This window comes from Pseudomonas sp. N040 (genome assembly GCF_015637705.1).
GTDB lineage: Bacteria > Pseudomonadota > Gammaproteobacteria > Pseudomonadales > Pseudomonadaceae > Aquipseudomonas.
Genome location: NZ_JADOBE010000008.1, coordinates 23229 through 49062 on the forward strand (window position 1 = coordinate 23229; position 25834 = coordinate 49062).

Here is a 25834-nt window from a genome sequence, read left to right on the forward strand (position 1 = left end):
GAACCTCACAGGCGAATCGAAAGACCATCGGACAGCGACTGACGGTAGGCGCGCCAGGCAGGCAGGCTACCCATCAGCAAGGCGGCCGCAAGGATAGCGCCAAGCAGCGACCACTCATAGCTGCTCGGCAGCCGCAGCGGCAGGTAGAGCCCGTAGTTGGCCTGCACGTAGCCCTGGCTGGCGCTGATGCCCAGGTACAGCAGCAACAGGCCAAGCAGAATTCCCGCCAGTGCCAGGCTGAAAGCCTCCAGCACCAGCAGGCTGGCGATATGCCAGGGGCGGGCGCCGACCGAGCGCAGGATGGCCATCTCGCGGCGGCGCTCGTTGAGGCTGGTGAGGATCGCCGTGAGCATGCCGATCAGGCCCGTCAGCACCACAAACAGCGAGACCACGAACAGCGCCTTTTCCGCGGTGCCCATCAGGCTCCAGAGTTCCTGCAAGGCAACCCCGGGCAGGATCGCTTGCAGCGGCTCGCCGCTGAACTCGTTGATCTGCCGTTGCACGGCAAAGGTGGCAACCTTGCTGTTCAGCCCCAGCAGTACTGCGGTGATGGCTGTCGGCTGCAGGCCCATGGCGCGCGCCTGTTCGGCACTGACGCGCCCTGCGCCCTGTGCCGGCATGCCGTTCTGCCAGTCGACATGCAGGGCGTGCATGCCGGCCAGGGAAATATGCAGGGTGCGGTCAACCGGCGTGCCGGTGCGCGCCAGAATGCCGCTGACGCGAAACGGCTTGTCGTCATGCTTGCTCAGGCTGACCTCGCTGACACCATGCGCCAGCACCAGCTCCTGCCCCAGCTGGTAGTTCAGTGCTGCCGCTACTTCGGCGCCCAGTACCACGTCGAACAGGTCTGCGAAAGGTTTGCCCTGTGCCAGTTGCAGGGCTTGGCCGCGGCCATATTGGTAGTGTTCGAAATAGCCGGTATCCGTGCCCATGACCCGGTAGCCACGGTGAGAGTCGCCGAGCGAAATCGGGATCGCCCATTTCACCTTGGGGTTATCCGCCAGCCATTCAAAACTGCTCCAGCGAATATTGTTGGTGGCATTGCCAATGCGAAAGACCGAATAGAGCAGCAGATTGACCGAGCCAGAGCGTGCTCCGACGATCAGGTCGGTGCCGCTGATGGTGCTGGCGAAACTGCTGCGGGCTTCGGTTCTGACGCGCTCAACGGCCAGCAGCAGGCACACGGAGAGGGCGATCGCCAGTGCGGTAAGCAAGGTGGTGAAGCGGCGGTTGTTCAGGCTCGCCAGGGCCAGGCGCAAGAGGAACATGTCATTGCTCCGGCGCGCGGCTGGCGCGGTTCAGGTCGCTCAGCGACAGGCTGTGATCGAACAGCGGGGCCAGGCTCTGGTCATGGCTGACGAACAGCAGGCTGGCACCGGCCTCGCGGCATTCGGCGAACAGCAGCTGGAGGAAGGTCTCGCGGCTGTCAGCGTCGAGTGCCGAGGTTGGTTCATCGGCAATCACCAGTTCCGGTTGGCCAATCAGCGCACGCGCCGCGGCCACGCGCTGCTGTTGGCCGATGGAGAGTGCGTCGGCACGGCGTTGCAGCAGCTCGTGACGAATCCCCAGGTGTGCCAGCAGCACAGTGGCAGCCTGCTCGACACTGCCGTGGCGCTGGCTCGCCCGCTGGGCGCGGCTGGCAGAAAAACGGCAGGGCAGCGCGACGTTTTCCAGTACCGGCAGGAAGGGCAGCAGGTTGAACTGCTGGAAGATGTAGCCGGTGTGGTCAACCCGGAAGCGGTCGCGCGCGCTGGCTGACAGTTTGCCCAGTTCGGTGCCCAGCAGTTTTACGCTGCCGCGGCTGGGTTGCTGTACACCGCTCAGCAGGCCGAGCAGGGTGGTCTTGCCGCTGCCGCTCGGGCCCTTGAGAAACAGGCTGGCGCCGCGCTTCAGGGTGAAGGCGGGGATGTCCAGCAACTCGGGCTGGCCCGGCCAGGTAAAACCCAGGTTGGTAATTTCGATCAGGGCTGGCGACATGGTGATCCAGGGGGCGGGTAGATGCCGACAGCATAGGGAGGATTGCCTGGCTTGTCGGCGGGATTCAGCAGGGCGCTCGAGGCGCACGCGCTTCGGCAGTGTAGGTTGGTGTCAGAAGTCGATGGCCGGCGAGTCTGCGCTCAGTTCGGCACCTTTCTGGCCGCTCGGACCGATCAGCTGCACGACGATGGCCGTGGTCCCCGGGAATTGCCTGAACAGTGGCGCCAGGCTGATCGAGGTCAGGGCCTCGGGCGCGCTGCAGGTCAGGGCGTAGTCGGCAGCAATATCGTTATGAGCCAGCCCTTCCACAGTGGCGGGCCCCCCGTCATGTTCCGCATGGCCGAACAGCGGGCTCTCGACCTCGACCTTGTGCACTGTGCAGGCGGCGCCTGGCGGCAGGCTGAACAGTTGCAGCGGCTGCTCCAGAACAGCGCGTGCCGCCGCAACGCTGGCCAGATCTGCTGGGCTGCTGGGCGCGTGCTCAAAGCCGAGGATGTTCATCGCCGGACTTTCCAGCTCAATCTCCAGCGTGTTGCCGTCCAGTGCCAGGTTGAGGCTGGCAACGCCATGCTGGTGTTTGTCCAGGCTGCCGTGCTGGTGGTCGTCAGCCACTGCCGCCGCCAGGGGCAGCAGGGTTAAAGGCAGGGCGAGGAGAAGGGTGCGCATGAGAGCCTCCGCGATTGATTTGTTATGTTGTAACAAGTTGGCGAAGGGCGGGCAAGCGGACGCTGTCCGTTCCCGCCGGGCCAGTGGCGGAATTCGCTAGCTTCCTCAGTAGATGGCCTGGTACAGCTTGCGCCGGTAGCTGGTCACCAGCGGATGCGCGTTGCCCAGCAGGTCGAATACCTGCAACAGGGTCTTGTGCGGCAGGCCGTCGGCATAGCTGCGGTTGCGCACGAACAGGCGCAGCAGGGCGTCCAGCGCCGGCTCGTATTGCTGGCGGGCCAGCTGGTGAATCGCCAGCTGATAGGCGGCCTCGTCATCTTCGCCGTTCTGCGCCAGGCGCGACTTGAGCAAGGCAGCTTCCGGCAGGCTGTTGACCTGGCGCAGGAAGGTCAGTTGCGCGCGGGCTGCCGCCAGCTCTGGCTTGTGCGCATCGCCCTTGACCGCATGCAGCACGGTCTCGGCTTCACCCAGCGCGCCGCGTTCGGCCAGGCAGCGGGCATACAGGATCAGCGCCGCCGCGTTTTCGTTGTCTTCGCTGAGGCAGTCTTTCAGCACGCGCTCGGCGTCACCGATACGGCCTTCGCCGAACAGTGCCCGGGCGCTTTCCAGCGGGTCGGCGGCCACCGGCGGTGGCTCGGCCACATGCGGCTGCAGCAGGGCGCGAATCGCCGATTCCGGCTGCGCGCCGGAAAAGCCGTCCACCGGCTGGCCATTCTTGAACAGCACCACGGTCGGCAGGCTGCGAATGCCGAAGCGCATGACGATGTCCTGTTCGATGTCACAGTTGACCTTGGCCAACAGCAGCTCGCCGCGATAACCCTCGGTAATCTGCGCCAGCAGCGGCATCAGCGCCTTGCACGGGGCGCACCAGTCGGCCCAGAAATCCACCAGTACCGGCTTGTGGAAGGAGTTCTCGATGACCAGCTGTTCGAAGCTGGCGCTACCGGAGATGTCGAAAATGTAAGGGCAGTCGCTCATGTGAGGTCTCGTTGTGCGCAATCGTTGCGACTATAAATGCGGGCGCCGCCGGCTGGATACAAGTCGGCGGCGGTTTCAGCGCCGCGCCTGGTACAGGCTGACGTGGCGAAATTCGGCCGGCTCGCCAAGGTCCGGCCAGGTTCTGGCATGCAGCATCTGCAGCCGGGTGTACAGCGGATGCTGGAAATCGCGGACCCGCGAGTCGGCCACCAGCGCGGCGCGGCCACGGCTGAGAAACTGGTCGAGCAGCGGCAGGTTGGCGCGGTCATACAGCACGTCGGCGACGATGATCAGATCGAAGCGATCCTCTTCGGCGAAGAAGTCGGCGCTGTAGCCGAGCGTGACCCGGTTCAGTTCGGCATTCGCCCGGCAGGCCGCCAGCGCCAGCGGATCGAGGTCGCAAGCCACCACTTCCGCTGCGCCGGCCTTGGCCGCGGCAATGGCAACCACCCCGGAGCCGGCGCCGAAGTCGAGCACGCGCAGGCCGCGGACCTGCTGCGGTTGGTCGGCAATCCAGCGCGCCAGTGCCAGCCCGCTGGCCCAGCAGAAACACCAGTAGGGCGGCGCGGCAAGAATGCGCCGGGTTTCGTCCGGGTCGAAGGCGCGGTCCATGTTGTCGATGTCGATCAGCCAGAGCTGCAGGTCGGTACCCGGCAGATGCTGTGCGCTCAGGCGCGCGTCACCGAGCAGCTGCCGAAGTGGCAGGCTCAGGCTGGGCGGCGCGGTCATGGCGCCCTGACCAGCTGCAGCGCGCCCAGATGGCTGCTCTGCAGCGAGGCCAGGGGCTGGCCCGGCAGGCGCTGCACCAGTTGGCCGGACAGGCTGACGCGGGCGCGCAATTGCGGGCGCAGGTCGGCCGGCAGGGTGTCGTGGGAAAAACCCAGGGTAAACGGCAAGGGCTGCCCGGTGCCGGTCAGCGTGCTGCTGGCCAGCAGTGCCTGCGGCCGGCCTTTCGCGTCGACCAGCAGCAGCGCCAGTTCGACCACGCTGCCGGCCGGTGGCGTCAGCAGGGAGCCGCTCAGCTGGAAGCGCGTAACAGCGGCAGGTGGGGCGACCGCTAGCGTGGCGACTGCGGGTGCGGGCATTGGCGCCGCAGGCGCGGGCGCGGACGAACAGCCGGGCAGCAGGCAGCTGAGGAGGATCAGGGGCACGAGGCGCATGGGCAATTCCTGCAGGCAGATGGGCGAAACCCGCGCCTGTATAGCGCAAAGTCGCTGGCTTGTCTTGCCTGCGTGATGCGCTCTACCATGAGCTCCCGCCCTCAGCAGTAAACCGCCATGCATTGTCCCTTCTGTGGTGCCCATGACACCAAGGTTATCGATTCGCGCCTGGTTGCCGAAGGCGATCAGGTGCGCCGGCGGCGTGAATGCATGGCCTGCGAGGAGCGCTTCACCACCTTCGAGACCGCCGAACTGGTCATGCCGCGGCTGATCAAGTCCGACGGCAGCCGCCAGCCGTTCGACGAAGACAAGCTGCGTGCCGGCATGCAGCGGGCGCTGGAGAAGCGCCCGGTGAGCATCGAGCGCTTGGAGGAGGCGATCGCGCATATCAAGCACCAGCTGCGCGCCACCGGCGAACGCGAGATCAAGTCCCGGGTGCTTGGCGAGCTGGTGATGGTTGAGCTGCAGAAACTCGATGAAGTCGCCTATATCCGGTTTGCCTCGGTGTACCGGCGTTTCCAGGATCTCAACGAGTTCCGCGAAGAAATCGACCGCCTGTCCCGCGAGCCGGCCAAGCCATGATCCAGGCCGACCAGGCCTACATGGCCCGCGCGCTGCAGCTGGCGCGCAAGGGGCTGTACTCCGCGCATCCCAATCCGCGGGTCGGTTGTGTCATCGTGCGTGACGGGCAGATCGTCGGCGAGGGCTGGCATGCGCGCGCCGGCGAGCCGCATGCCGAGGTCTATGCGTTGCGTCAGGCCGGCCAACTGGCCAGGGGCGCGACGGTTTACGTGACGCTGGAACCCTGCAGCCATCACGGGCGCACCCCGCCCTGTGCCGATGCGCTGATCGCCGCGCAGGTTGGCCGGGTGGTGGCGGCCATCCAGGACCCCAATCCGCAGGTGGCCGGCAGCGGCCTGCTGCGCCTAGCCCAGGCCGGTATCGAGGTGCAGTCCGGCATGCTCGAAGGCGAGGCGCGCAGCCTCAACGCCGGCTTCATCAAGCGCATGGAGTGCGGCTTGCCCTTCGTGCGGGTCAAGCTGGCGATGAGTCTGGACGGCCGCACGGCCATGGCCAGCGGCGAAAGCCAGTGGATTACCGGCCCGGCAGCGCGTTCCGCGGTACAGCGCCTGCGCGCCAGCGCCAGTGTGGTGCTCAGTGGCGCCGACAGTGTGCTGAGCGATGGTGCGCGGCTGACCGTGCGCCCCGAGGAGCTGGGCCTGAATGCCGAGCTCAGCGCCCTGGCCATGACCCGCCCGCCGCTGCGGGTGCTGGTCGACGGGCGCTTGCGGGTGCCGCTGGAGGCACCCTTCTACCAGGCCGGCAAGGTGCTGGTGGCGACCTGCGCGGCGGCTGCGGCACGCGAGCGGTTTCTCGATGACGGTCATGAGCTGCTGGCGATCCCAGGCAATAATGGCCACGTTGACCTGCACAAGTTGCTGCTGGAGCTCGCCGCGCGCGGTGCCAATGAAGTGCTGGTCGAAGCCGGACCGCGGCTGGCCGGGGCTTTTGCCCGGGCCGGGTTGGTGGATGAGTATCAGCTGTTCGTCGCCGCCAAGTTTCTCGGCTCCAGTGCGCGGCCGCTGCTGGACTGGCCGCTGGGACGCATGGCGGAGACGCCACAGCTGAAAATCGTCGAGATGCGCGCCGTCGGCGATGACTGGCGGATTATCGCCGTACCCGTGCCGGCTTGAGCCGCGCGCAGCGAACCTGCGGCAGACTGCCTGGCCCTGCACCGGCCTGGCAAATAGGGTTAGAATGCCCGCCGCAGCCGGGTGTGGCTGCAACGTTCTCAGGGCGGGGTGAAATTCCCCACCGGCGGTAATCCTGCGCAATGCGGGTAGCCCGCGAGCGCTTGCCGGCAGTCTTCTGCATGCGGGCAAGGTCAGCAGAGCCGGTGTGATTCCGGAGCCGACGGTTAGAGTCCGGATAAAGAGAGAGCGGGATAGCCTTGTCGGGCGCGCTGCGCGCGCCCGTGCGCATCCCTTTCGATCCAGCCCTGTTTTTAACCAAAACAGGAGTTCGACCATGCACATTTACCGAATCCTTGACCGGGAGCAGCCATGTTCACCGGCATAATCGAAGCCATCGGCAACATCCGCGCACTCAGCCCCAAGGGCGGTGATGTGCGCGTGCACGTGGCTACCGGCAAGCTCGACCTCGGCGATGTGAAGCTCGGCGACAGCATTGCCGTGAATGGCGTGTGCCTGACTGCGGTAGAACTGCCCGGCGACGGCTTCTGGGCCGACGTCAGCCGCGAGACCCTGGCTTGCAGTGCCTTCAGCGAGCTGAAGCTCGGCAGCCGGGTCAACCTGGAAAAGGCCCTGACGCCGACCAGCCGCCTCGGTGGTCACCTGGTCAGCGGGCATGTCGATGGCGTCGGCGAGGTCGTGGTGCGGGAAGAAAATGCCCGCGCCGTGCAGTTCCGCATCCGCGCCCCGCGCGAGCTGGCCCGCTACATCGCGCTGAAGGGCTCGATCACCGTGGACGGCACCAGCCTGACGGTAAACGGCGTGAACGGCGCCGAGTTCGAGCTGACCATCGTGCCGCACACCCTGGGCGAAACCATCATGGCCGACTACCGGCCGGGACGCCTGGTCAACCTCGAGGTCGACCTGCTGGCGCGCTATCTCGAGCGCCTGCTACTCGGCGACAAGGCGGCGGACGGCAAGTCCTCCGGCCTGGATGAACGCTTTCTGGCCGAGCACGGCTACCTGAAGAATTGAGGAATCGCTCCATGGCTCTGAATACCGCAGCAGAACTGATCGCCGATATCCGCGCCGGCAAGATGGTCATCCTGATGGATGACGAAGACCGCGAAAACGAAGGCGATATCATCATCGCCTCCGAATGCGTGCAGGCCGAACACATCAACTTCATGGCCAAGCACGCGCGTGGCCTGATCTGCATGCCGATGAGCCGCGAGCGTTGCGAGCTGCTCAAGCTGCCGCTGATGGCGCCGCGCAACGGCTCCGGCTTCGGCACCAAGTTCACCGTTTCCATCGAGGCCGCCGAGGGCGTGACCACCGGCATTTCCGCCGCCGACCGCGCGCGCACCGTGCAGGCTGCCGTGGCGAAGAATGTGGTGGCCGACGACATCGTCAGCCCGGGCCATGTGTTCCCGCTGATGGCCCAGCCCGGTGGCGTGCTGGTGCGTGCCGGGCACACCGAGGCGGCCTGCGATCTGGCGCGGATGGCCGGCTTCGAGCCGTCCGGGGTGATCTGCGAGATCATGAACGATGACGGCAGCATGGCCCGACGCCCGGAACTGGAAGTGTTTGCCGCCGAGCACGGGCTGAAGATCGGCACCATCGCCGACCTGATCCACTACCGGCTGATCCACGAACGCACCGTGCAGCGGGTCAGCGAGCAGAGCCTGGACAGCGAGCTGGGCCAGTTCCAGCTGGTGACCTACCGCGATGCGCTGGACGACAACGTGCACATGGCCCTGACCCTGGGCAGCATCTGCGCGGAACAGCCGATCCTGGTGCGGGTACACAACATGGATGTGCTGCGCGACTTGTTCATGGTCAACCAGCCGGGGCGCTGGAGTCTGCGCGCGGCCATGGCGGCGGTGGCGAAAGCCGGCAGTGGCGTGGTGCTGCTGCTGGGCAATCCGATCAACGGGCCGGAGTTGCTGGCGCATCTGGATCGCCAGCTGGGCCAGGACAACAAGCAGGCCACACCGGCGACGTACAGCACGGTGGGCGCCGGTTCGCAGATCTTGCGCGACCTCGGCGTGCGCAAGATGCGCCTGATGAGTTCGCCGATGAAGTTCAATGCGATATCCGGTTTTGATCTGGAGGTAGTAGAATACCTGCCCGCTGAGTAAGGCGGCCCGCCAGGGCCCGGCTCAACATCGATCCACAGGGATGCCAGCAGGTGTCCCGGCTCTTTACACAGACTGAGACTCGTCACATGACCCTGAAGACCATCGAAGGTACCTTCATCGCCCCCAAGGGCAAATTCGCCCTCGTGGTAGGCCGTTTCAACAGCTTTGTCGTCGAAAGCCTGGTCAGTGGCGCAGTTGACGCCCTGGTTCGCCATGGCGTGAGCGAAAGCGACATCACCCTGATCCGCGCCCCCGGCGCCTTCGAGATTCCGCTGGTGGCGCAGAAAGTCGCCCAGCGCAGCGAGTTCGCCGCGATCATCGCCCTCGGTGCCGTGATCCGTGGCGGGACCCCGCACTTCGAATACGTCGCCGGCGAATGCACCAAGGGCCTGGCCCAGGTGTCCATGGAGTTCGGCGTGCCGGTGGCCTTTGGCGTGCTGACCGTCGATTCGATCGAACAGGCCATCGAGCGTTCCGGCACCAAGGCCGGCAACAAGGGCGCCGAAGCGGCGCTTTCCGCCCTGGAAATGGTCAGCCTGCTGGCCGCCCTGGAGGCCAAGTGAGCTTTAACAGCGATCTCGACAATCCGCCCGAGCCGGACGCCAAGCCGGCCAAGGGCCGCACTGCAACCCGCCGCAAGGCCCGCAGCCTGGCGATGCAAGCGCTGTATCAGTGGCACATGGCCGGCCAGTCGATCAACGAAATCGAAGCGCAGTTTCGCGTCGACAATGATTTCGCCACCGTCGATGGTGCCTACTTCCGCGAACTGCTGCATGGCGTGCCAAGCCTGAAGACCGAGCTGGACGAGCTGCTGGTGCCGTGCCTGGATCGCCCGCTGGACGAGCTGGATCCGGTCGAGCTGGCGATCCTGCGCCTGTCCGCCTTCGAGCTGCGCAACCGTGTGGATGTACCTTACCGGGTGGTGATCAACGAAGGCATCGAGCTGGCCAAGGTCTACGGCGCCACCGACGGGCACAAGTTCGTCAACGGCGTGCTGGACAAGCTGGCACCGCGCTTGCGCGAAGCCGAGTTGCGCGGCGCCAAGCGCTGAAGCTGGCTGGGCGTGTCTCCGCAGGCCGTAACCCGCCGACCGGCCCGCAGGGGCGGCCGTGGGGATGTCTGGCGACATCCATGGCGGGTTGCGCCGCAGCATGGCTAACCCGCTCTACGAAGGCATTTTCATGGGTGAGTTCGAGCTGATCCGCCGTTTCTTTGCCGCTGCCGGCTGCGCACAGGCCGCCCCTGGCGTGGTGCAGGGTATCGGCGATGACTGCGCCCTGCTGGCGCTGCCAGCCGGCGAGCAGCTGGCGGTTTCCACCGACACCTTGCTGGCCGGCGTGCACTTTCCAGAAGGTGCGGATGCCTTTCTGCTGGCCCAGCGCGGTCTCGCCGCAGCCGCCAGCGACCTGGCGGCGATGGGTGCCACCCCGCTGGGTTTTACCCTCGCCCTGACCCTGCCACAGGCTGAACCAGCCTGGCTGCAGGCATTTGCCCGTGGCCTGGACGTGATGGCGCGCGCCTGCGGGCTGGCGCTGGTCGGGGGCGATACCACCCGCGGGCCGCTGAGCATGACCTTCAGCGTGTTCGGCCGGGTACCGGCCGGGCAGGCGCTGACCCGCAGCGGTGCGCGGGCGGGCGAGTTGCTGTGTGTCGGCGGTGTGCTGGGCGATGCGGCGGCCGCCCTGCCGCTGGTGCTGGGGCAGCTGAGTGCCGCGCCAGCGCTGGCCGAGCCGCTGCTGGCGCGCTACTGGACGCCGCAGCCGCAGCTGGCGCTGGGCCAGGCCCTGCGCGGCAAGGCCGGCGCCGCACTGGACATCTCCGACGGCCTGCTGGCCGACTGTGGCCACCTGGCGTCGGCGTCGGGGGTGGCCGTGCATATCGAGCTGGCACGTCTGCCCTTGTCCGCCCCGGGCCGGGCCTTGCTCGGTGATCAACGCGCGCTGGAGTGTGCGCTGAGCGGCGGTGACGACTATCGCCTGGTCTTCAGCCTGCCGCCCGGCGAACTGGCCACGGTGCAGGCCGCCTGGCCGGAGGTGAGGGTTATCGGTCGCATTTTGCCCGGCGCGGGTGTACAGCTGACAGATGCCGCAGGCCAATTGATCAATCCACCGCACAACGGTTACCAGCACTTCGGGAGCATCCATGGTTGATTCGCGCCGGTCCCCGCCATCGGTATGGCGTGACCCCTGGCATTTTCTGGCATTCGGCTTCGGCTCCGGGACGCTGCCCAAGGCGCCCGGCACCTGGGGGTCGCTGGTGGCCCTGCCGTTCATCCCGCTGCTGCAACTGCTGCCGGGCTGGGGTTACTGGCTGGTGCTCGGCGTGAGCATGCTGTTCGGCTTCTGGCTGTGCGGCCGGGTCGCGGAAGACCTTGGTGTGCAGGACCATGAGGGCATCGTCTGGGACGAAATCGTCGGCATGTGGATTACGCTCTGGCTGGTGCCGGCAGGCTGGCAATGGCTGTTGCTGGGGTTTGTGGTGTTCCGTTTTATGGATATTCTCAAGCCGTGGCCGATCCGCTGGATTGATCGGCATGTGCATGGCGGGCTGGGGATCATGCTCGACGATGTGCTGGCCGGAGTGTTTGCCTGGCTGGCCATGCATGGGTTGCTCTATTACCTGGGCTGAATGAGGCGGGAGATTCCGATGCGAGTTGGCCTGGTGATCAGCGTGCTGCTTTGCGGGATATTCGCTGCGCTGCCTGCGCGCGCGGCGGAGGATCCGCTGCCGGCGGAAATCCTGGCGGTCAGCGAGGCCTGGGAAGGCTATACCAATGCCGATGGCAGCGGCCTGGGCTGGGAACTGCTGCGCAAGATTTTCCAGCCGGCTGGCGTCAGGGTGCGGACCGAAGCCATGCCCTATACGCGGGCCATCGGCCTGGTTCAGCGGGGCAAGGCGGATGTCTGGCTGGGCTCCTACCAGGATGAGGTGTCCGGGGTGATCTATCCCCGCTGGCATTATGATACCGATCAGGTATTTGCCCTGGGGCTGGCCGCCAGCCCGCAACCGGACGCCGCAAGCATTGGCCGGTTCCGCCTGTTCTGGATGCGTGGCTATGACTACCAGGACCATTTGGCCAACGTCAGTATCTACAGCGAAATCCAGCGCCGGGAGGTGGTGCTGGAAATGCTGCAGAACCGGCGGGCGGACTTCTATATCGATGCCGTCGAGGAAATTGACGGTGTCCTGGCCAAAGCGGCTGACCAGTCGGCATTTCGCGTCACCAGGCTAACCAGCCTGCCGCTGTACATGGGCTTTGCGCCGAATGCCCGTGGGCGTGCGTTCGCCGCCCTGTTCGATCAGCGCATGAGCGAACTGGTCAACAGTGGCCAGCTGCGGGCGATTTTTGCCGGCTGGAACAAACCCTATCCGTTCGATGCCGCTGAGGGTCAGCCAGCGCTGCACTGAAACCGGGCCACGGCGGCCGGTAATCAGTGCCAGCGGGCGTATCCTTCGACAAGGAGTTGCGACACTTTCATGGCTCGTTTTCAAATTTTTATGGCCATTTGCCTGCTTGCTCTCCACCCGCAGGGCCAGGCGGCACCGCAGGTACAGGTGGTCGGGCTATTCCCCGGGGCGGCGGTGATCAGCGTCGACGGCCAGCGCAAACTGCTCAAGGTCGGGCAGAGCGGCCCCGCCGGCGTGCAGCTGATCAGCGCCGACAGTCGCAGTGCGGTGCTGCGCGTCGAAGGCGTGGAAAGCCGCTATACCCTCAGCCGCGACTACAGCGCCACCAGTGGCCAGGCGGCCGCGCCGGCCAAGGTCAGCATCGCCAAAGGGCTGGGCGGCCACTACTGGGTGGCCGGCTCGATCAGCGGCACCAGCATGCAGTTCCTGGTGGATACCGGGGCCACCGCGGTCGCGATGAACGAGGCTGCGGCACGCCGCCTGGGCATCGATTACCGGATCGTCGGCCAGCCGGTGGTGGTCAACACCGCCAGTGGCACGGCGCAGGCCTGGCGGGTCAAGCTGGGCAGCGTGAAGGTCGGTGCCATAGAGGTTCTCGGTGTCGACGCCGCCGTGCTCGAGGGCGAGGCGCCGACCGAGGTGCTGCTGGGCATGAGTTTTCTCAACCGGGTGCGCTGGCGTGAAGAGCAGGGCATGCTGCAGCTCGAGGCCAAGTACTGACCCGGCTGCCGCAGCCGGCGGCTGATGCCCGGATATTCAGGCTGACCGGGCGCGCTGGCCAGCTGTTACAATGCGCGCCTTTGCCCGTGCAGGAGTTTTCCGGTGTCTGTCGTGTTTGTTGCTGCATCCCAGCTGCCTACGCCGTTCTGCGTGTTCACCCTGCATGGCTTCCTCGACGAGGCCACGGGCAAGGAACACGTGGCACTGACCCTGGGCGATGTGGCCGATGGCCAGCCGGTCCTCGGACGCATGCATTCCGAGTGCCTGACCGGCGATGCGCTGTTCAGTCTGCGCTGCGATTGCGGCTTCCAGCTGGAGGCGGCGATGCGTGCCATCGCCAAGGAGGGTCGCGGGGTCCTGCTTTATCTGCGCCAGGAAGGCCGGGGCATCGGCCTGCTGAACAAGATCCGCGCCTATGAGCTGCAGGATGGCGGCGCGGACACGGTGGAAGCCAACGAGCGACTGGGTTTCGGCGCCGATCAGCGCGACTATTCGATCTGCCAGCCGATGCTCGCGCATCTGGGCATCGCCACAATCAAGCTGATGACCAACAATCCGCGCAAGGTCAAGGCCCTGCAGGGGTTCGGCGTGCAGGTGAGCAAGCGCGTGCCGCTGCAGGTTGGCAGCAATCCGCACAACAAGCTGTATCTGGCGACCAAGGCCGGCAAGCTCGGCCATCTGCTCGGCTCCCTGCACCAGGGCGAGGTCGAGCAACCGTGACCCGCGGCAGCCTGCGCCGTCGCCTGGCGCTGGAGTGGTGGCTGTTGCTGGCCGCCGCACTGGCGCCGCTGAGCCTGCTCGGCCTGTTCTTCGGCGCCGCCACGCCAGGCTGGCCGGCGCTGCACATGCCGCTGTTCATTGCCGGCCTGCTGTCGATGTTTGTCAGCCTGCGCCCGTTCGGCCACTACAAGCGCCAACTGGTCGCCACCCAGGCCTCGCTCGACAGCCCCGCCGAGCCCGACGCCTGGCTGAACCTGGCCCGGGTCCGCCGCCGTGGCCTGCTGGCTGCGGCGCTGCCGGCGTGGATCGCGGCGCTGGCCCTGCTCGGCGGCCTCAATGCCGTGGCGCTGATCCTGCTGGCGCTGGCCAGCGTGGTGATCTGCAGCCTGTACCGCATTCCCCCGCAACTGGGCTGACACGCATGCGCCGGCTGCTCAGCGGTCTGCTGCCGGTGGCGTGCTGGTTGCTCTGTCTGCCCCTGGCCGGCGCTGCCGAGCGGGTGGTCTCGCTGGCCCCCTCGCTCACCGAGATGATGCTCGAACTGGGGGCTGCCGATCAGCTGGTCGGGGTGGTCGACGGAGCTGCGCGCCCGGCAGTCCTGGCGCAGCTGCCGGCGGTTGGCCGCCATGACCAGCTGGAACTGGAAACCCTGCTCAATCTGCAGCCCGACCTGCTGCTGGCGTGGTCGGACAGCCTGAGCGGGGAGCGCCGGCGGCAGTTGCAGCGCCTGGGTATTCCGCTGTTCGAGATGGCGCCGCGCAGCCTGGCGGATCTGGGCGCGGCCTTGGTGGCGCTGGGTGAGCGGGTCGGCCGCGCCGAGCAGGGCCAGCGCCTCGGCGCGCAGTTCGCCCGCCGCGTGCAGGCCCTGCGCCAGCAGTACCGGCGCCAGCCGTCGCTGCGGGTGTTCTATCAGGTCTGGGAGCGCCCGCTGTATACCCTCGGCGGCCGGCAGATCATCAGCGATGCGCTGCAGGTGTGTGGCGCGCGGAACGTGTTTGCCGGGCTGGACCTGCCGGCGCCGCAAGTCAGCGTGGAGGCGGTGCTGCAGGCGAACCCGGCGGTGATCCTGCTCAGCACGCCGCAACAGGCGGCCGCCTGGCAGGCCTGGCCGCAACTCGCTGCGGTGCAGCGCCAGCAGGTGTGGACGATCCCGGATGCGGGGCTGGAGCGGCCGAGCCTGCAGATGCTGGATGCCGTGGAGAAGCTCTGCCGGCAGCTGCAGCAGGCGCGCTGAAACAGCTACGCCCCGGACCCCCTGCGCGCTGGATAACCTTCTGCCTGGAGGCGGCAAATGCGCCGGCATGCCGCGCTTCGCGGAATTCAAGCCAGCCTGTGGGTCGGCAGCTCCGGATGGTTATGGTGCGGGTTGCAACTGCTGCAGCAACTTGATGGTCGGGTAGCCGTCGGCCGGCCAGCCCTGGGCCTGCTGGAAGGCGCGCACTGCCTTGCGGGTGTTGGCGCCGATGATGCCGTCGGCCGGTCCCGGATCGTAGCCCTGCTCGCTGAGTGCTTGCTGCAGGGCAATGCGCTGGCTGCGCCCGAGCATCGGCTCGTCCAGCGGCCAGGCGGCTTGTAGCGGAGCCTTGCCCAGCAGCCGGTCACCGAGCAAGCCAACCGCCAGCGCGTAGGCCGTCGAGTTGTTGTACTTGAGGATGGCGCGAAAGTTGTCGAACACCAGGAATGCCGGGCCACGATAACCGGCTGGCAGGAGCAGTGCGGCCTGGGCATCGCCCGGCAGGCCCGCCACGTCGCTGACCTGCACGCCCAGGTGCTGCCACTCGCGCAGCGGCCGGCGGTTGTCGGGGTCGGCCAGGGCGTAGTCGAAGTTGTGCTCGAGCCGGACTTCCAGGCCCCAGGGCTGGCCGCTCTGCCAGCCTGAAGCACCCAGGTAGTGGGCCGCGGAAGCCAGTGCGTCCGCCGACGAGTTCCAGATGTCGCGCCGGCCATCGCCATCGAAATCCACGGCATGGCTGTTGTAGGTAGTGGGGATGAACTGGGTCTGGCCCATGGCGCCAGCCCAGGAGCCACGCATGCGGGCGGCACTGATGTCGCCCCGTTGCAGGATGTTCAGCGCCGCCAGCAACTGGCTGCGGGCGAATTGCTGGCGACGGCCGGAATAGGCCAGGGTGGCCAGCGAACGAATCACCGATTGCTCGCCCATGAACTGGCCATAGCTGCTCTCCATGCCCCAGACTGCCACCAGGTAGGCCGCGTCCACGCCGAACTGGCGGTGAATCGCGGCCAGGCTGGCCTGTTCCTGCGCCAGCTTTGCCTGGCCGTTGCGCACCCGAACTGGCGAGGTAGCGCCAGCCAGGTATTCCCAGACCGGCCGGGCGAACTCCGGCTGGCTGCTGTCCGCGCGCAGCACCGAGGGATCTGGCGTGATGCCGGCAAAGGCCTGGTCGAAGGTCTGCGCGCTGATGCCCTGGGCCAGCGCCTCGCTGCGCAACTGGCTGCGCCACTCGGCAAAGCTCAAGGCCGGCTGGGGCTGCGGCGCTGCCGCCGGTTGGCTGGGGGGTTGGCTGCTGACCGCCATGGCTGGCGGACTGGCTGCGGCCGCGGGATTGGCCGGCTGTTCGGCACAGGCGCTGCACAGCAGGGCCAGGCTGGCCAGCAGGGTGCGGGCGGAGCGGTTGAAAGTATGGCGTTGCTGCATGGGTTCATGCCTCCAGGGGTAGGCGCTGCCCGGCCAGCTTCAGGCACAGTCGCGCCAGGCTGTTCCACGGATCGCCGGGCGCCTGGCCCTTGATCTGCGCATCGATTTGCTGGGCATCCAGCAGCAGGTGGTTGAGCTGCCGGGCCGTGTGGCGTTGCAGGGCTTTGCCGAGCAGCGGCTTGCGCTTGTCCCAGACCGGCGGCCGGGCCGCAGCAAAGGCGCGCTCCAGCGCCGTGCCCTGGCTGACTTGCAGGGCCAGCCCGGCCAGCAGGCGGATCTCGCGGGCCAGCATGGCGCAAATGAACAGCGGCTCCTCGCCTTCCCCGCGCAGGCCTTCGAGCATGCGCAGGGCCTGGGTGGCGGCACCGTTGAGGGTGGCGTCGAGCAGGCCGAAGACATCGAAACGCGCGCTGTCGGCGACGGCAGCCAGGACCTGGGCAACGTCGATCTGCTGGCCGTCCGCCACCAGCCTGAGCTTCTCGATCTCCTGGGCGGCAGCCAGCAGGTTGCCCTGGACCCGCTCGGCGATCAGTTCGACGGCCGCCTGGCTGGCATTCAGCCCTGCCTGGGCCAGACGCTGGCGAATCCACTGCGGCAGCTGGCTGGTTTCCACAGGCCAGATCTGCACGAACTGGCAATCGCCGCCGTCGATCAGGGCCTTGGCCCACTTGGTCTTCTGTGCGCTGCCATCCAGTTTCGGCAGGCTGATCAGCAGCAGGGTGTCTGCGGCGGGGCGGGCCAGGTAGTCGAGCAGTGCGGCGGCCCCCTTGTCCCCCGGCTTGCCGCCGGGGATGCGCAGCTCCAGCAGGCGCTGCTCGGCGAACAGCGACAGGCTGGCGCCAGCCTGGTAGAGCAGGTTCCAGTCGAAGCTGGCATCGACCTGCAACACCTGGCGTTCGCTGAAGCCTTTGCTGCGCGCACTCTGGCGAATGGCGTCGCAGGCTTCCTGGCAGAGCAGCGGGTCGTCACCGCTGACCGCATAGACTGCAGCCAGGTTGCCCTGAAGGTGCTTGGTCAGTTGTGCGCTGTTGAGCTTCATTGGCGGCAGGTCTGCGGGGCCTCGCGGGCGGCCCCGGGCGGCTTATTCGGCCGGAAGTTGCAGGGGAATCTGCGGCAGTTCGATCGGCGATTGCTGCTGTTGCAGGGCTGCATCGGCCTTGCGCGCGGCTTCCAGCGCGTCCGCCTCGGCCTGGGCGCGGGCGTCCGCCTTGGCTTGCAGCGCATCCAGCTGCGCCGGGGTGAGCATCTGCACGCGGGTCAGCAACTGCTGCACCATGGCGGCAGTCATCTCATTGTCCAGTTGAATTCGGCTTTCGCTGGCGCCGGCGATGTTGTTCTCGTCGGTTACGTAGGTGCGCTGGATTTCCAGCTGGTTGCTCAGCAGCGGTTGCCGGTTCTTGCCGAGGATGGCGTACTCCAGCGTCTTGGTCAGCTCGGTTTCGGCGCCCTGCGCTTTGGAGGTGAAGCTGACCGTGCGCGAGAATTGCTGTTCGCGGGTCAGTGCCAGCGTATAGGGCGCCGTATCGGTAACCTGCACGCCGTTGCTTTCCAGGCCCTTGCGGGTCAGCTGTACGGTCTGGCCATAGGCATTGCGCGCACTCAGGCCCAGTTCGGTAAGACCGAACTGCATGTCGCCAGTGCCGCGCAGCTGGAAGCCGCAGGCCGAGATCAGGGCGCTCAGGCCGAGGAGCAGCAGGTTGCGTTTCATCATGTGTGTTCTCCCTGGAAAGCTGCGGTGCGCGGGTTAGGCGCCCGGTTCAATCAGCTTGCGACTATGTTGACCAGTTTACCCGGCACCACGATGACCTTGCGGATGCTCAGGCCTTCGGTAAAGCGCTGTACGTTCTCGTTGCTGCGTGCCGCGGCTTCGATGGCTTCGCGACTGGCGCTGGCCGGCACTTCGATCTGGCCGCGCAGTTTGCCGTTGACCTGGATCACCAGGGTCAGGCTGTCCTGCAGCAGGGCGGATTCGTCGACCTGCGGCCAGTGGGCATCGATGATGGCGTCGTTATGGCCCAGCTGCAGCCAGATGGCGTGGCTGATATGCGGGGTGATCGGCGCCAGCAGCAGGGCCACGGTCTGCAGGCCTTCCTGCAGCAGGCTGCGATCCAGCGGGCTGTCCTGCGGAGCCTTCTCCAGCACGTTCATCAGGGTCATCACCTGGGCGATGGCGGTGTTGAACTTGTGGTGCTGGCCGATATCCTGGCTGGCCTGCCTGATCGCCAGGTGGATGGCGCGGCGCACGGCCTTCTGCCCGTCGTTCAGGGCGTGCTTGCCCAGAGCGCCCGGCAGGCCGGCGCTGACATGGCTGTGGGCCAGGCGCCAGACGCGGCGCAGGAAGCGGCTGGCACCCTCGACGCCGGAGTCGGACCATTCCAAGCTCATGTCGGGCGGCGAGGCGAACATCATGAACAGGCGGCAGGTGTCGGCGCCGTAGGCATCGATCATCGCTTGCGGGTCGACACCGTTGTTCTTCGACTTGGACATCTTCTCGGTGCCGCCGATTTCCACCGGCAGGCCGTCGGACTTCAGTTTGGCGCCGATCACCTTGGCCTTGGCATCCAGCTCGACTTCGACGTCGGCCGGGTTGAACCAGTCCTTGCCACCGTTTTCCAGGGTGCGGTAGTAGGTGTCGGCAATCACCATGCCCTGGGTCAGCAGGTTCTTGAACGGCTCATTCGATGACACCAGGCCTTCGTCGCGCATCAGCTTGTGGAAGAAGCGCGCGTACAGCAGGTGCAGGATGGCGTGTTCGATACCGCCGATGTACTGGTCCACCGGCAGCCAGTGGTTGGCCGCAGCCGGGTCGACCAGACCTTGCGTGTAGTGCGGCGAGGCGTAGCGGGCGTAGTACCAGGAACTTTCCACAAAGGTGTCCATGGTGTCGGTTTCGCGTTTGGCGTCGGCACCGCATTTCGGACACTGGCACTGGTAGAACTCGGGCATGCGCGCGAGCGGCGAACCGGCGCCATCCGGCACCACGTCTTCGGGCAGCACGACGGGCAACTGGTCTTCCGGCACCGGCACATCGCCACAGCTATCGCAGTGGATGATCGGGATCGGGCAGCCCCAGTAGCGCTGGCGGCTGATGCCCCAGTCGCGCAGACGGAACTGGGTGCGTGCCTGACCGAGGGACTTCTTCTGCAACGCTACTTCGATGGCATCGAAGGCGCCGTCGAAATCCAGGCCGTCGAAATCCCCCGAGTTGATCAGCTGGCCATGCTCGCCATAGGCGTCCAGCCACGGGGCTGGAGTTTCATCGCCAGCGCTGGTGCGCACCACGGTTTTGATCGGCAGGCCGTACTTGCTGGCGAACTCGAAGTCGCGTTCGTCGTGGGCCGGCACAGCCATCACCGCGCCTTCGCCGTAGTTCATCAGCACGTAGTTGGCGACCCAGACTGGCAGCAGTTCGCCGGTCAGCGGGTGCTGCACGCGCAAAGCGGTGGCCACGCCTTTCTTTTCTTGAGTGGCAATGTCGGCTTCCGCCACGCCGCCACGCTTGCATTCGTCTATGAAGGCCTGCAGTTCGGCATTATCTTGCGCGGCCAGGGTGGCCAGCGGGTGTTCGGCCGCCACGGCGACGTAAGTGGCACCCATCAGGGTGTCCGGGCGGGTGGTGAAAACCTTCATCACCCCTGCGCTGCCGATGCTGGCCTCGTCGTAGGGGAAGCTGATTTCCATGCCGCGCGACTTGCCGATCCAGTTGCGCTGCATGGTCTTGACCTGTTCCGGCCAGCCGTCCAGGTCGTCCAGACCGCTCAGGAGTTCATCCGCATAGGCGGTGATCTTGAAGTAGTACATGGGGATGTCGCGTTTCTCGACCAGCGCGCCGGAGCGCCAGCCCCGGCCGTCGATCACCTGTTCGTTGGCCAGTACGGTCTGGTCCACCGGATCCCAGTTGACGCTGCCGTTCTTGCGGTAGATCACACCCTTCTGGAACAGGCGGGTGAACAGCCATTGTTCCCAGCGGTAGTAGTCCGGCTTGCAGGTGGTGACTTCACGTGTCCAGTCGACTGCCAGGCCCAGGCTTTTCAGCTGGCTCTTCATGTAGTCGATGTTCTCGTAGGTCCACTTGGCCGGCGCGACGTTGTTTTTCATCGCGGCGTTTTCCGCCGGCATGCCGAAGGCGTCCCAACCCATTGGCTGCAGTACGTTCTTGCCCTGCATGCGCTGGTAGCGGGCGATCACGTCACCGATGGTGTAGTTGCGCACATGGCCCATGTGCAGCTTGCCGCTCGGGTAAGGGAACATCGACAGGCAATAGAAGGTGTCCTTGCCCGGCTGCTCGCTGACGACAAAGGATTTCTGCGCGTCCCACAGGGACTGCGCGGCGGCTTCGATTTCGCGGGGTTGATACTGTTCGTGCATGGCGGTTTGCTGGGATTCTTGCTGGGAATAATGGCTTGCGGGAAGCGCCGTAGCATACATGAGCGCCCCTGCCCGGGGGAAACCCTGATTGTCTGCGACGAATGGTGGCCGCCGTTGGTCGCGAGGCATTGGTATGCCCGCGCTGGCGACTACGCTTCAGAAAAGAGTCATGGCGAATGCAACTGGGGGTGCGGGATGCGGCGATCAAGGCTGGACGCAGCGGAGACAGGGCCTTATGGGCACCTGCTGCAGCGCTTGGCGTTGGCACTGGAAGAGGTGGATACGGCCAGCCACTTGCACCGCGAGCCCCCGGTCGAGCTGGAACTCAGCGGCCTGAGCCGCGCCGAGCTGGAGTTGATCCGCGCCTACACCGAGCGTGACCTGCCGTGGTTGCGCGGCTGGCATGCGGCGGCCGAGGAGTTGGCGCAGGCGGAGCCGCGTTCGCTGCGCCCGCCGGCCGAGGGCCGACAGCCGCTCAAGACCAGCGTGCGCCGGCCGCTACTGGCCAGGAAACGCCAGCCACTGAGCTGTGCCCTGTGCGGCAGCCTGGCCGACTGGAAGTACGGCAAAGGCGCACAAGCCTGCAAGACCTGCGGCTCGCAGTTGTTCCGGGCAGGCAATCCCCGCTAGTCTGGCGGCCTCCTGTGGGGAGGTGGCCAATGCCCCTGCGTTACATCTTCAAGCAATTACTCTTGCCGCCTTCCGGCCTGCTGCTCCTGCTGCTGGCCGGCTGGGTGCTGCGCCGGCGCTATCCGGGCCTGGCACGCGGCTGCTTTATCGGCGGTCTGGCGGGACTCTGGCTGATGAGCCTGCCGGTAGCTGTCGAGTGGACGGCGCGCGCCCTGGAGCAGGAGCCGCCGCTGGTCGCATCGGGCTGGGCGCAGCTGGCGGAGCGGGCACAGGTCATCGTGGTGCTTGGCGGCGGGCGGGAAATGGCCGATCCGGCCTGGGGCGGCGAGCAGCCCAGCCTGCTGTCGCTGGAACGCCTGCGCTATGCGGCACGCCTGGCCAGGGCCAGCGACTTGCCGCTGCTGACTTCCGGCGGCCTGCATTTCGGCGCGCCGCCCAGCGAGGCCGCCCTGCTGGCACAGGTGCTGCAGCGTGACTACGGCTTGGTGGTGCGCTGGCAGGAAGGGCGGAGCCGCACCACCGCAGAAAATGCCCGGGAAGTGGCGCGGCTGCTGCAGGCCGAAGGTATCAGCCGCGTGGTGCTGGTGACCCAGGCCTGGCACATGCCGCGGGCGCGCCGGAGTTTCGAGCAGGTCGGACTGCAGGTGCTGCCCGCCCCCTTCGGTTATCTGGGCGTGCCCAATGGCCGCCCGCTGGGCGGCTGGCTGCCCGAGGCGCGGGCCTTCTGGCAGAGCAGCCTGCTGCTCAACGAGGCGCTCGGCCAGCTGGCTTATCGGCTGCTCTAGAAGCCTTGCGGCCCCGCGCCGCCGTCAGCAGCAGCACGGCGCAGAGCAGCAGTAGCGGCCAGCTGCGCCAGCGCAGGTAGGGCGTCAGGCCCTGCATCGGCAGGACTTCGCCATACAGCACGCCCTGCTCGAATTGCGCCAGGCGGGTACTGATCTGGCCAAACGGGTCGATCAGCGCGGTCACCCCGGTGTTGGTGGCGCGAATCATCCAGCGGCCGGCTTCCAGCGCACGCATCTGCGCCATCTGCAGGTGCTGCAGCGGGCCGATCGAGCGGCCGAACCAGGCGTCGTTGCTCACCGTCAGCAGCAGTTGGCTGCGGGCGGCCAGGCCGGCGGCAAATTCCGGATAGACCACTTCGTAGCAGATGTAGGGGGCGATCTGGTATCCGCGGGCCTGCAGCAATGGCTGGTCGGCCGGGCCGCGGGCGAAATCGGACATGGGCAGGTCGAAGAAGGCGATCAATCCGCGCAGCAGGTCCTGCAGCGGCACGTATTCGCCGAAGGGCACCAGCTTCTGCTTGAGGTAGGTGCCGTCGCCCTGGCCGGCCACGGTGATGGCGTTGTAGTAGCGCTTGTTGCCGGCGCTATCGACTTCGCGCACCGGTATTCCGGTGAGCAGTGCGCTGTTGCGGCTGCGGGCGAAGCCGGCCATGCCGGCCAGGTAGTCGCTGGCATAGTCCTTGAGTACCGGGACGGCGGTTTCCGGCCAGACGATCAGGTCGACCCGCCGGGCGCCGATGCTCAGGTCGCGGTACAGCGCCAGTTGCGCATTGAGCTGTGCCGGGTCCCATTTCATGTTCTGCTCGACATTGCCCTGGATCGCCGCCACCGACAGGGCCGGGCCGGCTGGCGTGGTCCAGCTGTGCTGCTGCAGGCTCCAGCCGCCGGCCCAGAACAGCAGGAGAACGAGCAGGCTGGCGCTGAAGGCGCGCGGCCGGGTGCGCACGCGCGGCAGATTGACCAGCAGCGCGGCGCTGCCGGCCAGCACGAAGCCGATCAGCCAGACCCCGCCCAGCGGGGCCAGCCCGGCGAGCGGGCCGTCCAGCTGGCTGTAGCCGGCATACAGCCAGGGAAAGCCGGTGAGGAACCAGCCGCGAAAAGCCTCCTGTGCCACCCACAGGGCGCCGAAGGCCAGCGCATCGCCCGGCCCGCGGCCGTTGCGCAGCCAGCGGCTCCACAGCCAGGCCGGCAGGGCGAAGAACAGCGCCACGGCCGCGCTGAACAGCAGCATGAGAAAGCCCGCCAGCAGCGGCGAAGCATTGCCATAGACATTGATGCTGACGTAGATCCAGCTGGTACCGGCGCCGAACAGGCCGAAGCCATAGCACCAGCCGCGCCACAGGGCGGCCTTCGGCGCCAGTTCACGCAGGCCCAGGTAGAACAGGCCGAGCGACAGCAGGGCCAGCGGCCAGTAGTCGAACGGGGCCATGCTCAGCGGGGTGAGCGCGCCGGCAGCCAGCGCCAGCAGGTTGCCCGGCCAGCCGGGTCTGGTAATCCACTGCATTGGAAATCCTTGGAGAGGTCGGTTTGGCCGGGCCAGCCCGCTGCCGGCCGCGGAGGCGCTGTCACAGCGGGGCAGCGCGGCGGCTCAGCTGTTCAGCGGGGTTACCCGCAGCAGGTGGATGCGGCGGCTGTCGGCGTTGATGATGCGAAAGCGGAAGGCGCCGATCTCGGTCACTTCGTTGCGCATCGGCAGGTGGCCGAAGGCGCTCATGACCAGGCCGCCGATGGTGTCGAACTCGTCTTCGGAGTAGTCGCATTCGAAGAAGTCGTTGAAGCTGTCGATCGGGGTCAGCGCCTTGACGATGAAGTCGCCGCTGGGCAGCGGCTTGATGTAGCTGTCCTCCTCGACGTCGTGCTCGTCCTCGATCTCGCCGACGATCTGCTCCAGCACGTCCTCGATGGTCACCAGGCCCGCCACGCCGCCGTATTCGTCGATGACGATGGCCATGTGCTGGCGCTTGGCGCGGAACTCCTTGAGCAGCACATTCAGGCGCTTGGATTCGGGCACGAAGGTTACCGGGCGCAGCAGCTGGCGGATGTCGAACCGCTGCTCGGAGCCTTGCAGGATCAGCGGCAGCAGATCCTTCGCCAGGAGGATGCCGAGCACCTCGTCCAGGCTTTCGCCGGTGACCGGATAGCGCGAGTGGGCGGCTTCGACCACCGCGGGGAGGAATTCGGCCGGGCTCTGCTCGACCTTGATGCTCATCATCTGCGAGCGCGGCACCATGATGTCGCGGACCTGCAGGTCGGCGACCTGGATGGCGCCTTCGACAATCGCCAGCGCATCGCTGTCGAGCAGCTTGTTGTGATGCGCGTCGCGCAGGATGTCCAGCAGTTCCTTGCGGTTTCTCGGCTCGTGCGCAAAGGCCTGGCTCAGCTTGCCCAGCCAGGATTTGTGCTCGTTGCTCGATCGGTCTTCGCTCATGGTGTTTTACCCGGGTACCTACTGTATTGGTGGTTATTCGTCATCGTACGGATCAGGGTGGCCCAGTTCAGCCAGCAATTCCCGTTCCAGGGTTTCCATTTCCTCGGCTTCGGCCTCGTCGATATGGTCATAGCCGAGCAGGTGCAGGCAGCCGTGGATCACCAGGTGGGCCCAGTGCGCGGGCAGCGTCTTGCCCTGTTCGGCAGCCTCGCGGGCCACCACCGGGGCGCAGATCACCAGGTCGCCGAGCAGCGGAATGTCGAGCAGGCCGTCGGGAATGTCGGCCGGGAAAGACAGCACGTTGGTGGCGTAGTCCTTGTGCCGCCAGGTGTGGTTGAGCTCGCGGGCTTCGGCTTCGTCGACCAGGCGGATAGTCAGTTCCGAGTCGGCCGTGCGCTGGCGCAGGGCCAGTTCGCACCAGCGGCGAAAGTCGGCAGCGCTCGGCAGGTCGGGCGCCGTGCTGGCCAGCTGCAGGTCCAGTTCAAGCATGCCCGCTGCCTGCTTCCGGGGTGCCCGTCTGTTTGTCGTGCTTGCCGTGCAGGCGGTTCTCGTGACGCTCGTAGGCTTCGACGATGCGCTGCACCAGCGGATGGCGCACCACATCCTTGGGCTGGAAATGGGTGAAGGCAATGCCGGGCACGTCGCGCAGCACGTCGATCACGTGGCTCAGCCCGGACTTGGTGCCGCGCGGCAGGTCGACCTGGGTGATGTCGCCGGTGATCACCGCGGTGGAGCCGAAGCCGATGCGGGTGAGGAACATCTTCATCTGCTCGACGGTGGTGTTCTGGCTCTCGTCGAGGATGATGAAGCTGTTGTTCAGGGTGCGCCCGCGCATGTAGGCCAGCGGCGCGACTTCGATGACCTGGCGCTCGATCAGCTTGGCCACGGCCTCGAAGCCGAGCATTTCATAGAGCGCGTCGTACAGCGGGCGCAGGTAGGGGTCGATCTTCTGCGACAGGTCGCCGGGCAGGAAGCCGAGCTTTTCGCCCGCCTCGACCGCCGGGCGCACCAGCAGGATGCGGCGGATCTGCTCGCGCTCCAGGGCGTCCACCGCGCAGGCTACCGCCAGGTAGGTCTTGCCGGTGCCGGCCGGGCCGATGCCGAAATTGATGTCGTGCTCGAGGATCGATTTGACGTAGCGCTGCTGGTTGGTGCCGCGCGGGCGGATCATGCCCTTGCGCGTCTTCAGGCTGACGCTGGCGTCGTTCTTTTCGCTGCCCAGGTCCTCGACGGCAGACTCCTGCAGGAACAGGTGCACCAGGTCGGGGCTCAGCTGGCTGGCGCTGGTTTCCCGGTACAGGCGGCGCAGGAGAAACTCGGCGGCCTGGGTGCGGCGCGCATCGCCGATCAGTTCGAACTGGTTGCCGCGGTTGCGGATCTCGATGGCCAGGCGCTGTTCAATCAGGCGCAGGTGCTCGTCGAGTTGCCCGCACAGGTTGGCGAAGCGCTGTGCATCGAAGGGTTCTAGGGTGAATCTGTGGAGTTCCAGGGTCGCGTTCAAGGTGG

At 66.6% G+C, this 25834-nt stretch carries 29 protein-coding genes and 1 riboswitch; of the genes, 15 read left to right on the top strand and 14 right to left on the bottom strand.

All coding sequences use genetic code 11. From position 1 onward, the window contains the following. Window positions 1-5: 5 nt before the first annotated feature. From ISX93_RS12535 to ISX93_RS12560, 6 genes are all read right to left on the bottom strand, one after another. Entirely contained in the window at window positions 6-1268 is a 1263-nt protein-coding gene (locus ISX93_RS12535) for an ABC transporter permease (protein ID WP_195779072.1), read from the bottom strand. Between the two features lies 1 nt (window position 1269). Beyond that, window positions 1270-1977 carry an ABC transporter ATP-binding protein gene (locus ISX93_RS12540; protein ID WP_195779073.1) on the bottom strand — a complete coding sequence of 236 codons (708 nt, stop codon included), beginning with the start codon at window positions 1975-1977 and terminating at the stop codon, window positions 1270-1272. A 111-nt stretch (window positions 1978-2088) separates the two neighbouring features. Continuing rightward, window positions 2089-2643, bottom strand: a complete 555-nt coding sequence (locus ISX93_RS12545; RefSeq protein WP_195779074.1) for a DUF2796 domain-containing protein — start codon at window positions 2641-2643, stop codon at window positions 2089-2091. Between the two features lie 105 nt (window positions 2644-2748). Then, on the bottom strand, window positions 2749-3621 hold the full coding sequence (trxA, locus tag ISX93_RS12550; RefSeq protein ID WP_195779075.1) for a thioredoxin: 873 nt from the start codon (window positions 3619-3621) through the stop codon (window positions 2749-2751). A 75-nt stretch (window positions 3622-3696) separates the two neighbouring features. Next, window positions 3697-4350, bottom strand: coding sequence for a class I SAM-dependent methyltransferase (locus ISX93_RS12555; RefSeq protein ID WP_195779076.1), 654 nt, complete (start codon window positions 4348-4350; stop codon window positions 3697-3699). Further along, complete coding sequence (locus ISX93_RS12560; protein WP_195779077.1) at window positions 4347-4781, bottom strand: YbaY family lipoprotein; 435 nt, start codon at window positions 4779-4781, stop codon at window positions 4347-4349. Before ISX93_RS12560 ends, ISX93_RS12555 begins: the two co-directional genes overlap by 4 nt. Before the next feature lie 117 nt (window positions 4782-4898). On the opposite strand from ISX93_RS12560, the gene nrdR reads away from it, so the two are divergent. The 13 genes from nrdR (at window position 4899) to ISX93_RS12625 (ending at window position 14695) form a co-directional block, all read left to right on the top strand. Then, window positions 4899-5363 carry a transcriptional regulator NrdR gene (gene nrdR, locus ISX93_RS12565; RefSeq protein WP_195779078.1) on the top strand — a complete coding sequence of 155 codons (465 nt, stop codon included), beginning with the start codon at window positions 4899-4901 and terminating at the stop codon, window positions 5361-5363. Beyond that, window positions 5360-6475 carry a bifunctional diaminohydroxyphosphoribosylaminopyrimidine deaminase/5-amino-6-(5-phosphoribosylamino)uracil reductase RibD gene (ribD, locus tag ISX93_RS12570; RefSeq protein WP_195779079.1) on the top strand — a complete coding sequence of 372 codons (1116 nt, stop codon included), beginning with the start codon at window positions 5360-5362 and terminating at the stop codon, window positions 6473-6475. Before nrdR ends, ribD begins: the two co-directional genes overlap by 4 nt. Before the next feature lie 90 nt (window positions 6476-6565). Beyond that, window positions 6566-6727, top strand: a riboswitch (FMN riboswitch). Window positions 6728-6844: 117 nt separating this feature from the next. After that, window positions 6845-7507 carry a riboflavin synthase gene (locus ISX93_RS12575; RefSeq protein WP_195779080.1) on the top strand — a complete coding sequence of 221 codons (663 nt, stop codon included), beginning with the start codon at window positions 6845-6847 and terminating at the stop codon, window positions 7505-7507. 11 nt (window positions 7508-7518) lie between these two features. Further along, window positions 7519-8613, top strand: coding sequence for a bifunctional 3,4-dihydroxy-2-butanone-4-phosphate synthase/GTP cyclohydrolase II (ribBA, locus tag ISX93_RS12580; RefSeq protein WP_195779081.1), 1095 nt, complete (start codon window positions 7519-7521; stop codon window positions 8611-8613). An 86-nt stretch (window positions 8614-8699) separates the two neighbouring features. Next, window positions 8700-9176 (top strand): 6,7-dimethyl-8-ribityllumazine synthase, encoded by a 477-nt coding sequence (gene ribH, locus ISX93_RS12585; RefSeq protein WP_195779082.1) that lies wholly within the window; start codon window positions 8700-8702, stop codon window positions 9174-9176. Beyond that, complete coding sequence (nusB, locus tag ISX93_RS12590) at window positions 9173-9664, top strand: transcription antitermination factor NusB (RefSeq protein WP_195779083.1); 492 nt, start codon at window positions 9173-9175, stop codon at window positions 9662-9664. Before ribH ends, nusB begins: the two co-directional genes overlap by 4 nt. Window positions 9665-9794: 130 nt before the next feature. Next, window positions 9795-10763, top strand: coding sequence for a thiamine-phosphate kinase (gene thiL / locus ISX93_RS12595; RefSeq protein WP_195779239.1), 969 nt, complete (start codon window positions 9795-9797; stop codon window positions 10761-10763). Then, the gene (locus ISX93_RS12600) at window positions 10756-11241 is read left to right on the top strand and encodes a phosphatidylglycerophosphatase A family protein (protein WP_195779084.1); all 486 of its coding nucleotides are present in this window, start codon (window positions 10756-10758) and stop codon (window positions 11239-11241) included. The genes thiL and ISX93_RS12600 overlap by 8 nt, the downstream gene beginning before the upstream one ends. Before the next feature lie 18 nt (window positions 11242-11259). After that, window positions 11260-12021, top strand: coding sequence for a substrate-binding periplasmic protein (locus ISX93_RS12605; protein WP_195779085.1), 762 nt, complete (start codon window positions 11260-11262; stop codon window positions 12019-12021). A gap of 69 nt (window positions 12022-12090) precedes the next feature. Beyond that, window positions 12091-12741, top strand: coding sequence for a retropepsin-like aspartic protease family protein (locus ISX93_RS12610; RefSeq protein WP_195779086.1), 651 nt, complete (start codon window positions 12091-12093; stop codon window positions 12739-12741). Between the two features lie 102 nt (window positions 12742-12843). Continuing rightward, window positions 12844-13461 carry a GTP cyclohydrolase II gene (ribA, locus tag ISX93_RS12615; protein WP_195779087.1) on the top strand — a complete coding sequence of 206 codons (618 nt, stop codon included), beginning with the start codon at window positions 12844-12846 and terminating at the stop codon, window positions 13459-13461. After that, window positions 13458-13877, top strand: a complete 420-nt coding sequence (locus ISX93_RS12620) for an MFS transporter (RefSeq protein WP_195779088.1) — start codon at window positions 13458-13460, stop codon at window positions 13875-13877. The genes ribA and ISX93_RS12620 overlap by 4 nt, the downstream gene beginning before the upstream one ends. Before the next feature lie 5 nt (window positions 13878-13882). Then, window positions 13883-14695, top strand: coding sequence for a cobalamin-binding protein (locus ISX93_RS12625; RefSeq protein WP_195779089.1), 813 nt, complete (start codon window positions 13883-13885; stop codon window positions 14693-14695). 120 nt (window positions 14696-14815) lie between these two features. Here ISX93_RS12625 and ISX93_RS12630 read toward each other — a convergent pair whose 3' ends face one another. The 4 genes from ISX93_RS12630 to leuS are packed head-to-tail and all read right to left on the bottom strand — an operon-like array spanning window position 14816 to window position 20485. Next, window positions 14816-16117 (bottom strand): lytic murein transglycosylase, encoded by a 1302-nt coding sequence (locus ISX93_RS12630; protein WP_195779090.1) that lies wholly within the window; start codon window positions 16115-16117, stop codon window positions 14816-14818. Between the two features lie 4 nt (window positions 16118-16121). Beyond that, window positions 16122-17156, bottom strand: coding sequence for a DNA polymerase III subunit delta (gene holA, locus ISX93_RS12635; protein ID WP_195779091.1), 1035 nt, complete (start codon window positions 17154-17156; stop codon window positions 16122-16124). A 42-nt stretch (window positions 17157-17198) separates the two neighbouring features. Then, the gene (locus ISX93_RS12640; RefSeq protein WP_195779092.1) at window positions 17199-17828 is read right to left on the bottom strand and encodes an LPS-assembly lipoprotein LptE; all 630 of its coding nucleotides are present in this window, start codon (window positions 17826-17828) and stop codon (window positions 17199-17201) included. 50 nt (window positions 17829-17878) lie between these two features. Further along, on the bottom strand, window positions 17879-20485 hold the full coding sequence (gene leuS, locus ISX93_RS12645; RefSeq protein ID WP_195779093.1) for a leucine--tRNA ligase: 2607 nt from the start codon (window positions 20483-20485) through the stop codon (window positions 17879-17881). A gap of 195 nt (window positions 20486-20680) precedes the next feature. Here leuS and ISX93_RS12650 point away from each other — a divergent pair, with 195 nt between their 5' ends. Next, window positions 20681-21115 carry a hypothetical protein gene (locus tag ISX93_RS12650; RefSeq protein WP_195779094.1) on the top strand — a complete coding sequence of 145 codons (435 nt, stop codon included), beginning with the start codon at window positions 20681-20683 and terminating at the stop codon, window positions 21113-21115. A gap of 29 nt (window positions 21116-21144) precedes the next feature. After that, window positions 21145-21900: a YdcF family protein gene (locus ISX93_RS12655; protein WP_195779095.1), complete on the top strand. Its 756-nt coding sequence runs from the start codon at window positions 21145-21147 to the stop codon at window positions 21898-21900. Here the strand turns inward: ISX93_RS12655 and lnt are convergent. From lnt to ISX93_RS12675, 4 genes are all read right to left on the bottom strand, one after another. Then, window positions 21860-23404, bottom strand: a complete 1545-nt coding sequence (gene lnt, locus ISX93_RS12660) for an apolipoprotein N-acyltransferase (protein ID WP_195779096.1) — start codon at window positions 23402-23404, stop codon at window positions 21860-21862. The genes ISX93_RS12655 and lnt overlap by 41 nt on opposite strands. 84 nt (window positions 23405-23488) lie before the next feature. Beyond that, complete coding sequence (locus tag ISX93_RS12665; RefSeq protein WP_195779097.1) at window positions 23489-24328, bottom strand: HlyC/CorC family transporter; 840 nt, start codon at window positions 24326-24328, stop codon at window positions 23489-23491. Between the two features lie 33 nt (window positions 24329-24361). Then, window positions 24362-24817: an rRNA maturation RNase YbeY gene (ybeY, locus tag ISX93_RS12670; protein WP_195779098.1), complete on the bottom strand. Its 456-nt coding sequence runs from the start codon at window positions 24815-24817 to the stop codon at window positions 24362-24364. Beyond that, window positions 24810-25829: a PhoH family protein gene (locus ISX93_RS12675; protein WP_195779099.1), complete on the bottom strand. Its 1020-nt coding sequence runs from the start codon at window positions 25827-25829 to the stop codon at window positions 24810-24812. The genes ybeY and ISX93_RS12675 overlap by 8 nt, the downstream gene beginning before the upstream one ends. Between the last annotated feature and the right edge of the window lie 5 nt (window positions 25830-25834).

What these genes read in the sequence shown, in the direction of transcription:
- thiL (WP_195779239.1), top strand. Translation starts at nt 9,795, where the DNA reads ATGGGTGAGTTCGAGCTGATCCGCCGTTTCTTTGCCGCTGCCGGCTGC.
- ISX93_RS12655 (WP_195779095.1), top strand. Translation starts at nt 21,145, where the DNA reads ATGCCCCTGCGTTACATCTTCAAGCAATTACTCTTGCCGCCTTCCGGC.
- ISX93_RS12540 (WP_195779073.1), bottom strand. Translation starts at nt 1,977, where the DNA reads ATGTCGCCAGCCCTGATCGAAATTACCAACCTGGGTTTTACCTGGCCG.
- leuS (WP_195779093.1), bottom strand. Translation starts at nt 20,485, where the DNA reads ATGCACGAACAGTATCAACCCCGCGAAATCGAAGCCGCCGCGCAGTCC.
- ISX93_RS12600 (WP_195779084.1), top strand. Translation starts at nt 10,756, where the DNA reads ATGGTTGATTCGCGCCGGTCCCCGCCATCGGTATGGCGTGACCCCTGG.
- ISX93_RS12535 (WP_195779072.1), bottom strand. Translation starts at nt 1,268, where the DNA reads ATGTTCCTCTTGCGCCTGGCCCTGGCGAGCCTGAACAACCGCCGCTTC.
- ybeY (WP_195779098.1), bottom strand. Translation starts at nt 24,817, where the DNA reads ATGCTTGAACTGGACCTGCAGCTGGCCAGCACGGCGCCCGACCTGCCG.
- ISX93_RS12610 (WP_195779086.1), top strand. Translation starts at nt 12,091, where the DNA reads ATGGCTCGTTTTCAAATTTTTATGGCCATTTGCCTGCTTGCTCTCCAC.
- ISX93_RS12630 (WP_195779090.1), bottom strand. Translation starts at nt 16,117, where the DNA reads ATGCAGCAACGCCATACTTTCAACCGCTCCGCCCGCACCCTGCTGGCC.
- ISX93_RS12575 (WP_195779080.1), top strand. Translation starts at nt 6,845, where the DNA reads ATGTTCACCGGCATAATCGAAGCCATCGGCAACATCCGCGCACTCAGC.
- ISX93_RS12555 (WP_195779076.1), bottom strand. Translation starts at nt 4,350, where the DNA reads ATGACCGCGCCGCCCAGCCTGAGCCTGCCACTTCGGCAGCTGCTCGGT.
- trxA (WP_195779075.1), bottom strand. Translation starts at nt 3,621, where the DNA reads ATGAGCGACTGCCCTTACATTTTCGACATCTCCGGTAGCGCCAGCTTC.
- ISX93_RS12650 (WP_195779094.1), top strand. Translation starts at nt 20,681, where the DNA reads ATGCGGCGATCAAGGCTGGACGCAGCGGAGACAGGGCCTTATGGGCAC.
- ISX93_RS12560 (WP_195779077.1), bottom strand. Translation starts at nt 4,781, where the DNA reads ATGCGCCTCGTGCCCCTGATCCTCCTCAGCTGCCTGCTGCCCGGCTGT.
- ISX93_RS12625 (WP_195779089.1), top strand. Translation starts at nt 13,883, where the DNA reads ATGCGCCGGCTGCTCAGCGGTCTGCTGCCGGTGGCGTGCTGGTTGCTC.
- nrdR (WP_195779078.1), top strand. Translation starts at nt 4,899, where the DNA reads ATGCATTGTCCCTTCTGTGGTGCCCATGACACCAAGGTTATCGATTCG.
- ISX93_RS12545 (WP_195779074.1), bottom strand. Translation starts at nt 2,643, where the DNA reads ATGCGCACCCTTCTCCTCGCCCTGCCTTTAACCCTGCTGCCCCTGGCG.
- ribH (WP_195779082.1), top strand. Translation starts at nt 8,700, where the DNA reads ATGACCCTGAAGACCATCGAAGGTACCTTCATCGCCCCCAAGGGCAAA.
- lnt (WP_195779096.1), bottom strand. Translation starts at nt 23,404, where the DNA reads ATGCAGTGGATTACCAGACCCGGCTGGCCGGGCAACCTGCTGGCGCTG.
- ribD (WP_195779079.1), top strand. Translation starts at nt 5,360, where the DNA reads ATGATCCAGGCCGACCAGGCCTACATGGCCCGCGCGCTGCAGCTGGCG.
- ISX93_RS12605 (WP_195779085.1), top strand. Translation starts at nt 11,260, where the DNA reads ATGCGAGTTGGCCTGGTGATCAGCGTGCTGCTTTGCGGGATATTCGCT.
- ISX93_RS12640 (WP_195779092.1), bottom strand. Translation starts at nt 17,828, where the DNA reads ATGATGAAACGCAACCTGCTGCTCCTCGGCCTGAGCGCCCTGATCTCG.
- ribBA (WP_195779081.1), top strand. Translation starts at nt 7,519, where the DNA reads ATGGCTCTGAATACCGCAGCAGAACTGATCGCCGATATCCGCGCCGGC.
- holA (WP_195779091.1), bottom strand. Translation starts at nt 17,156, where the DNA reads ATGAAGCTCAACAGCGCACAACTGACCAAGCACCTTCAGGGCAACCTG.
- ISX93_RS12665 (WP_195779097.1), bottom strand. Translation starts at nt 24,328, where the DNA reads ATGAGCGAAGACCGATCGAGCAACGAGCACAAATCCTGGCTGGGCAAG.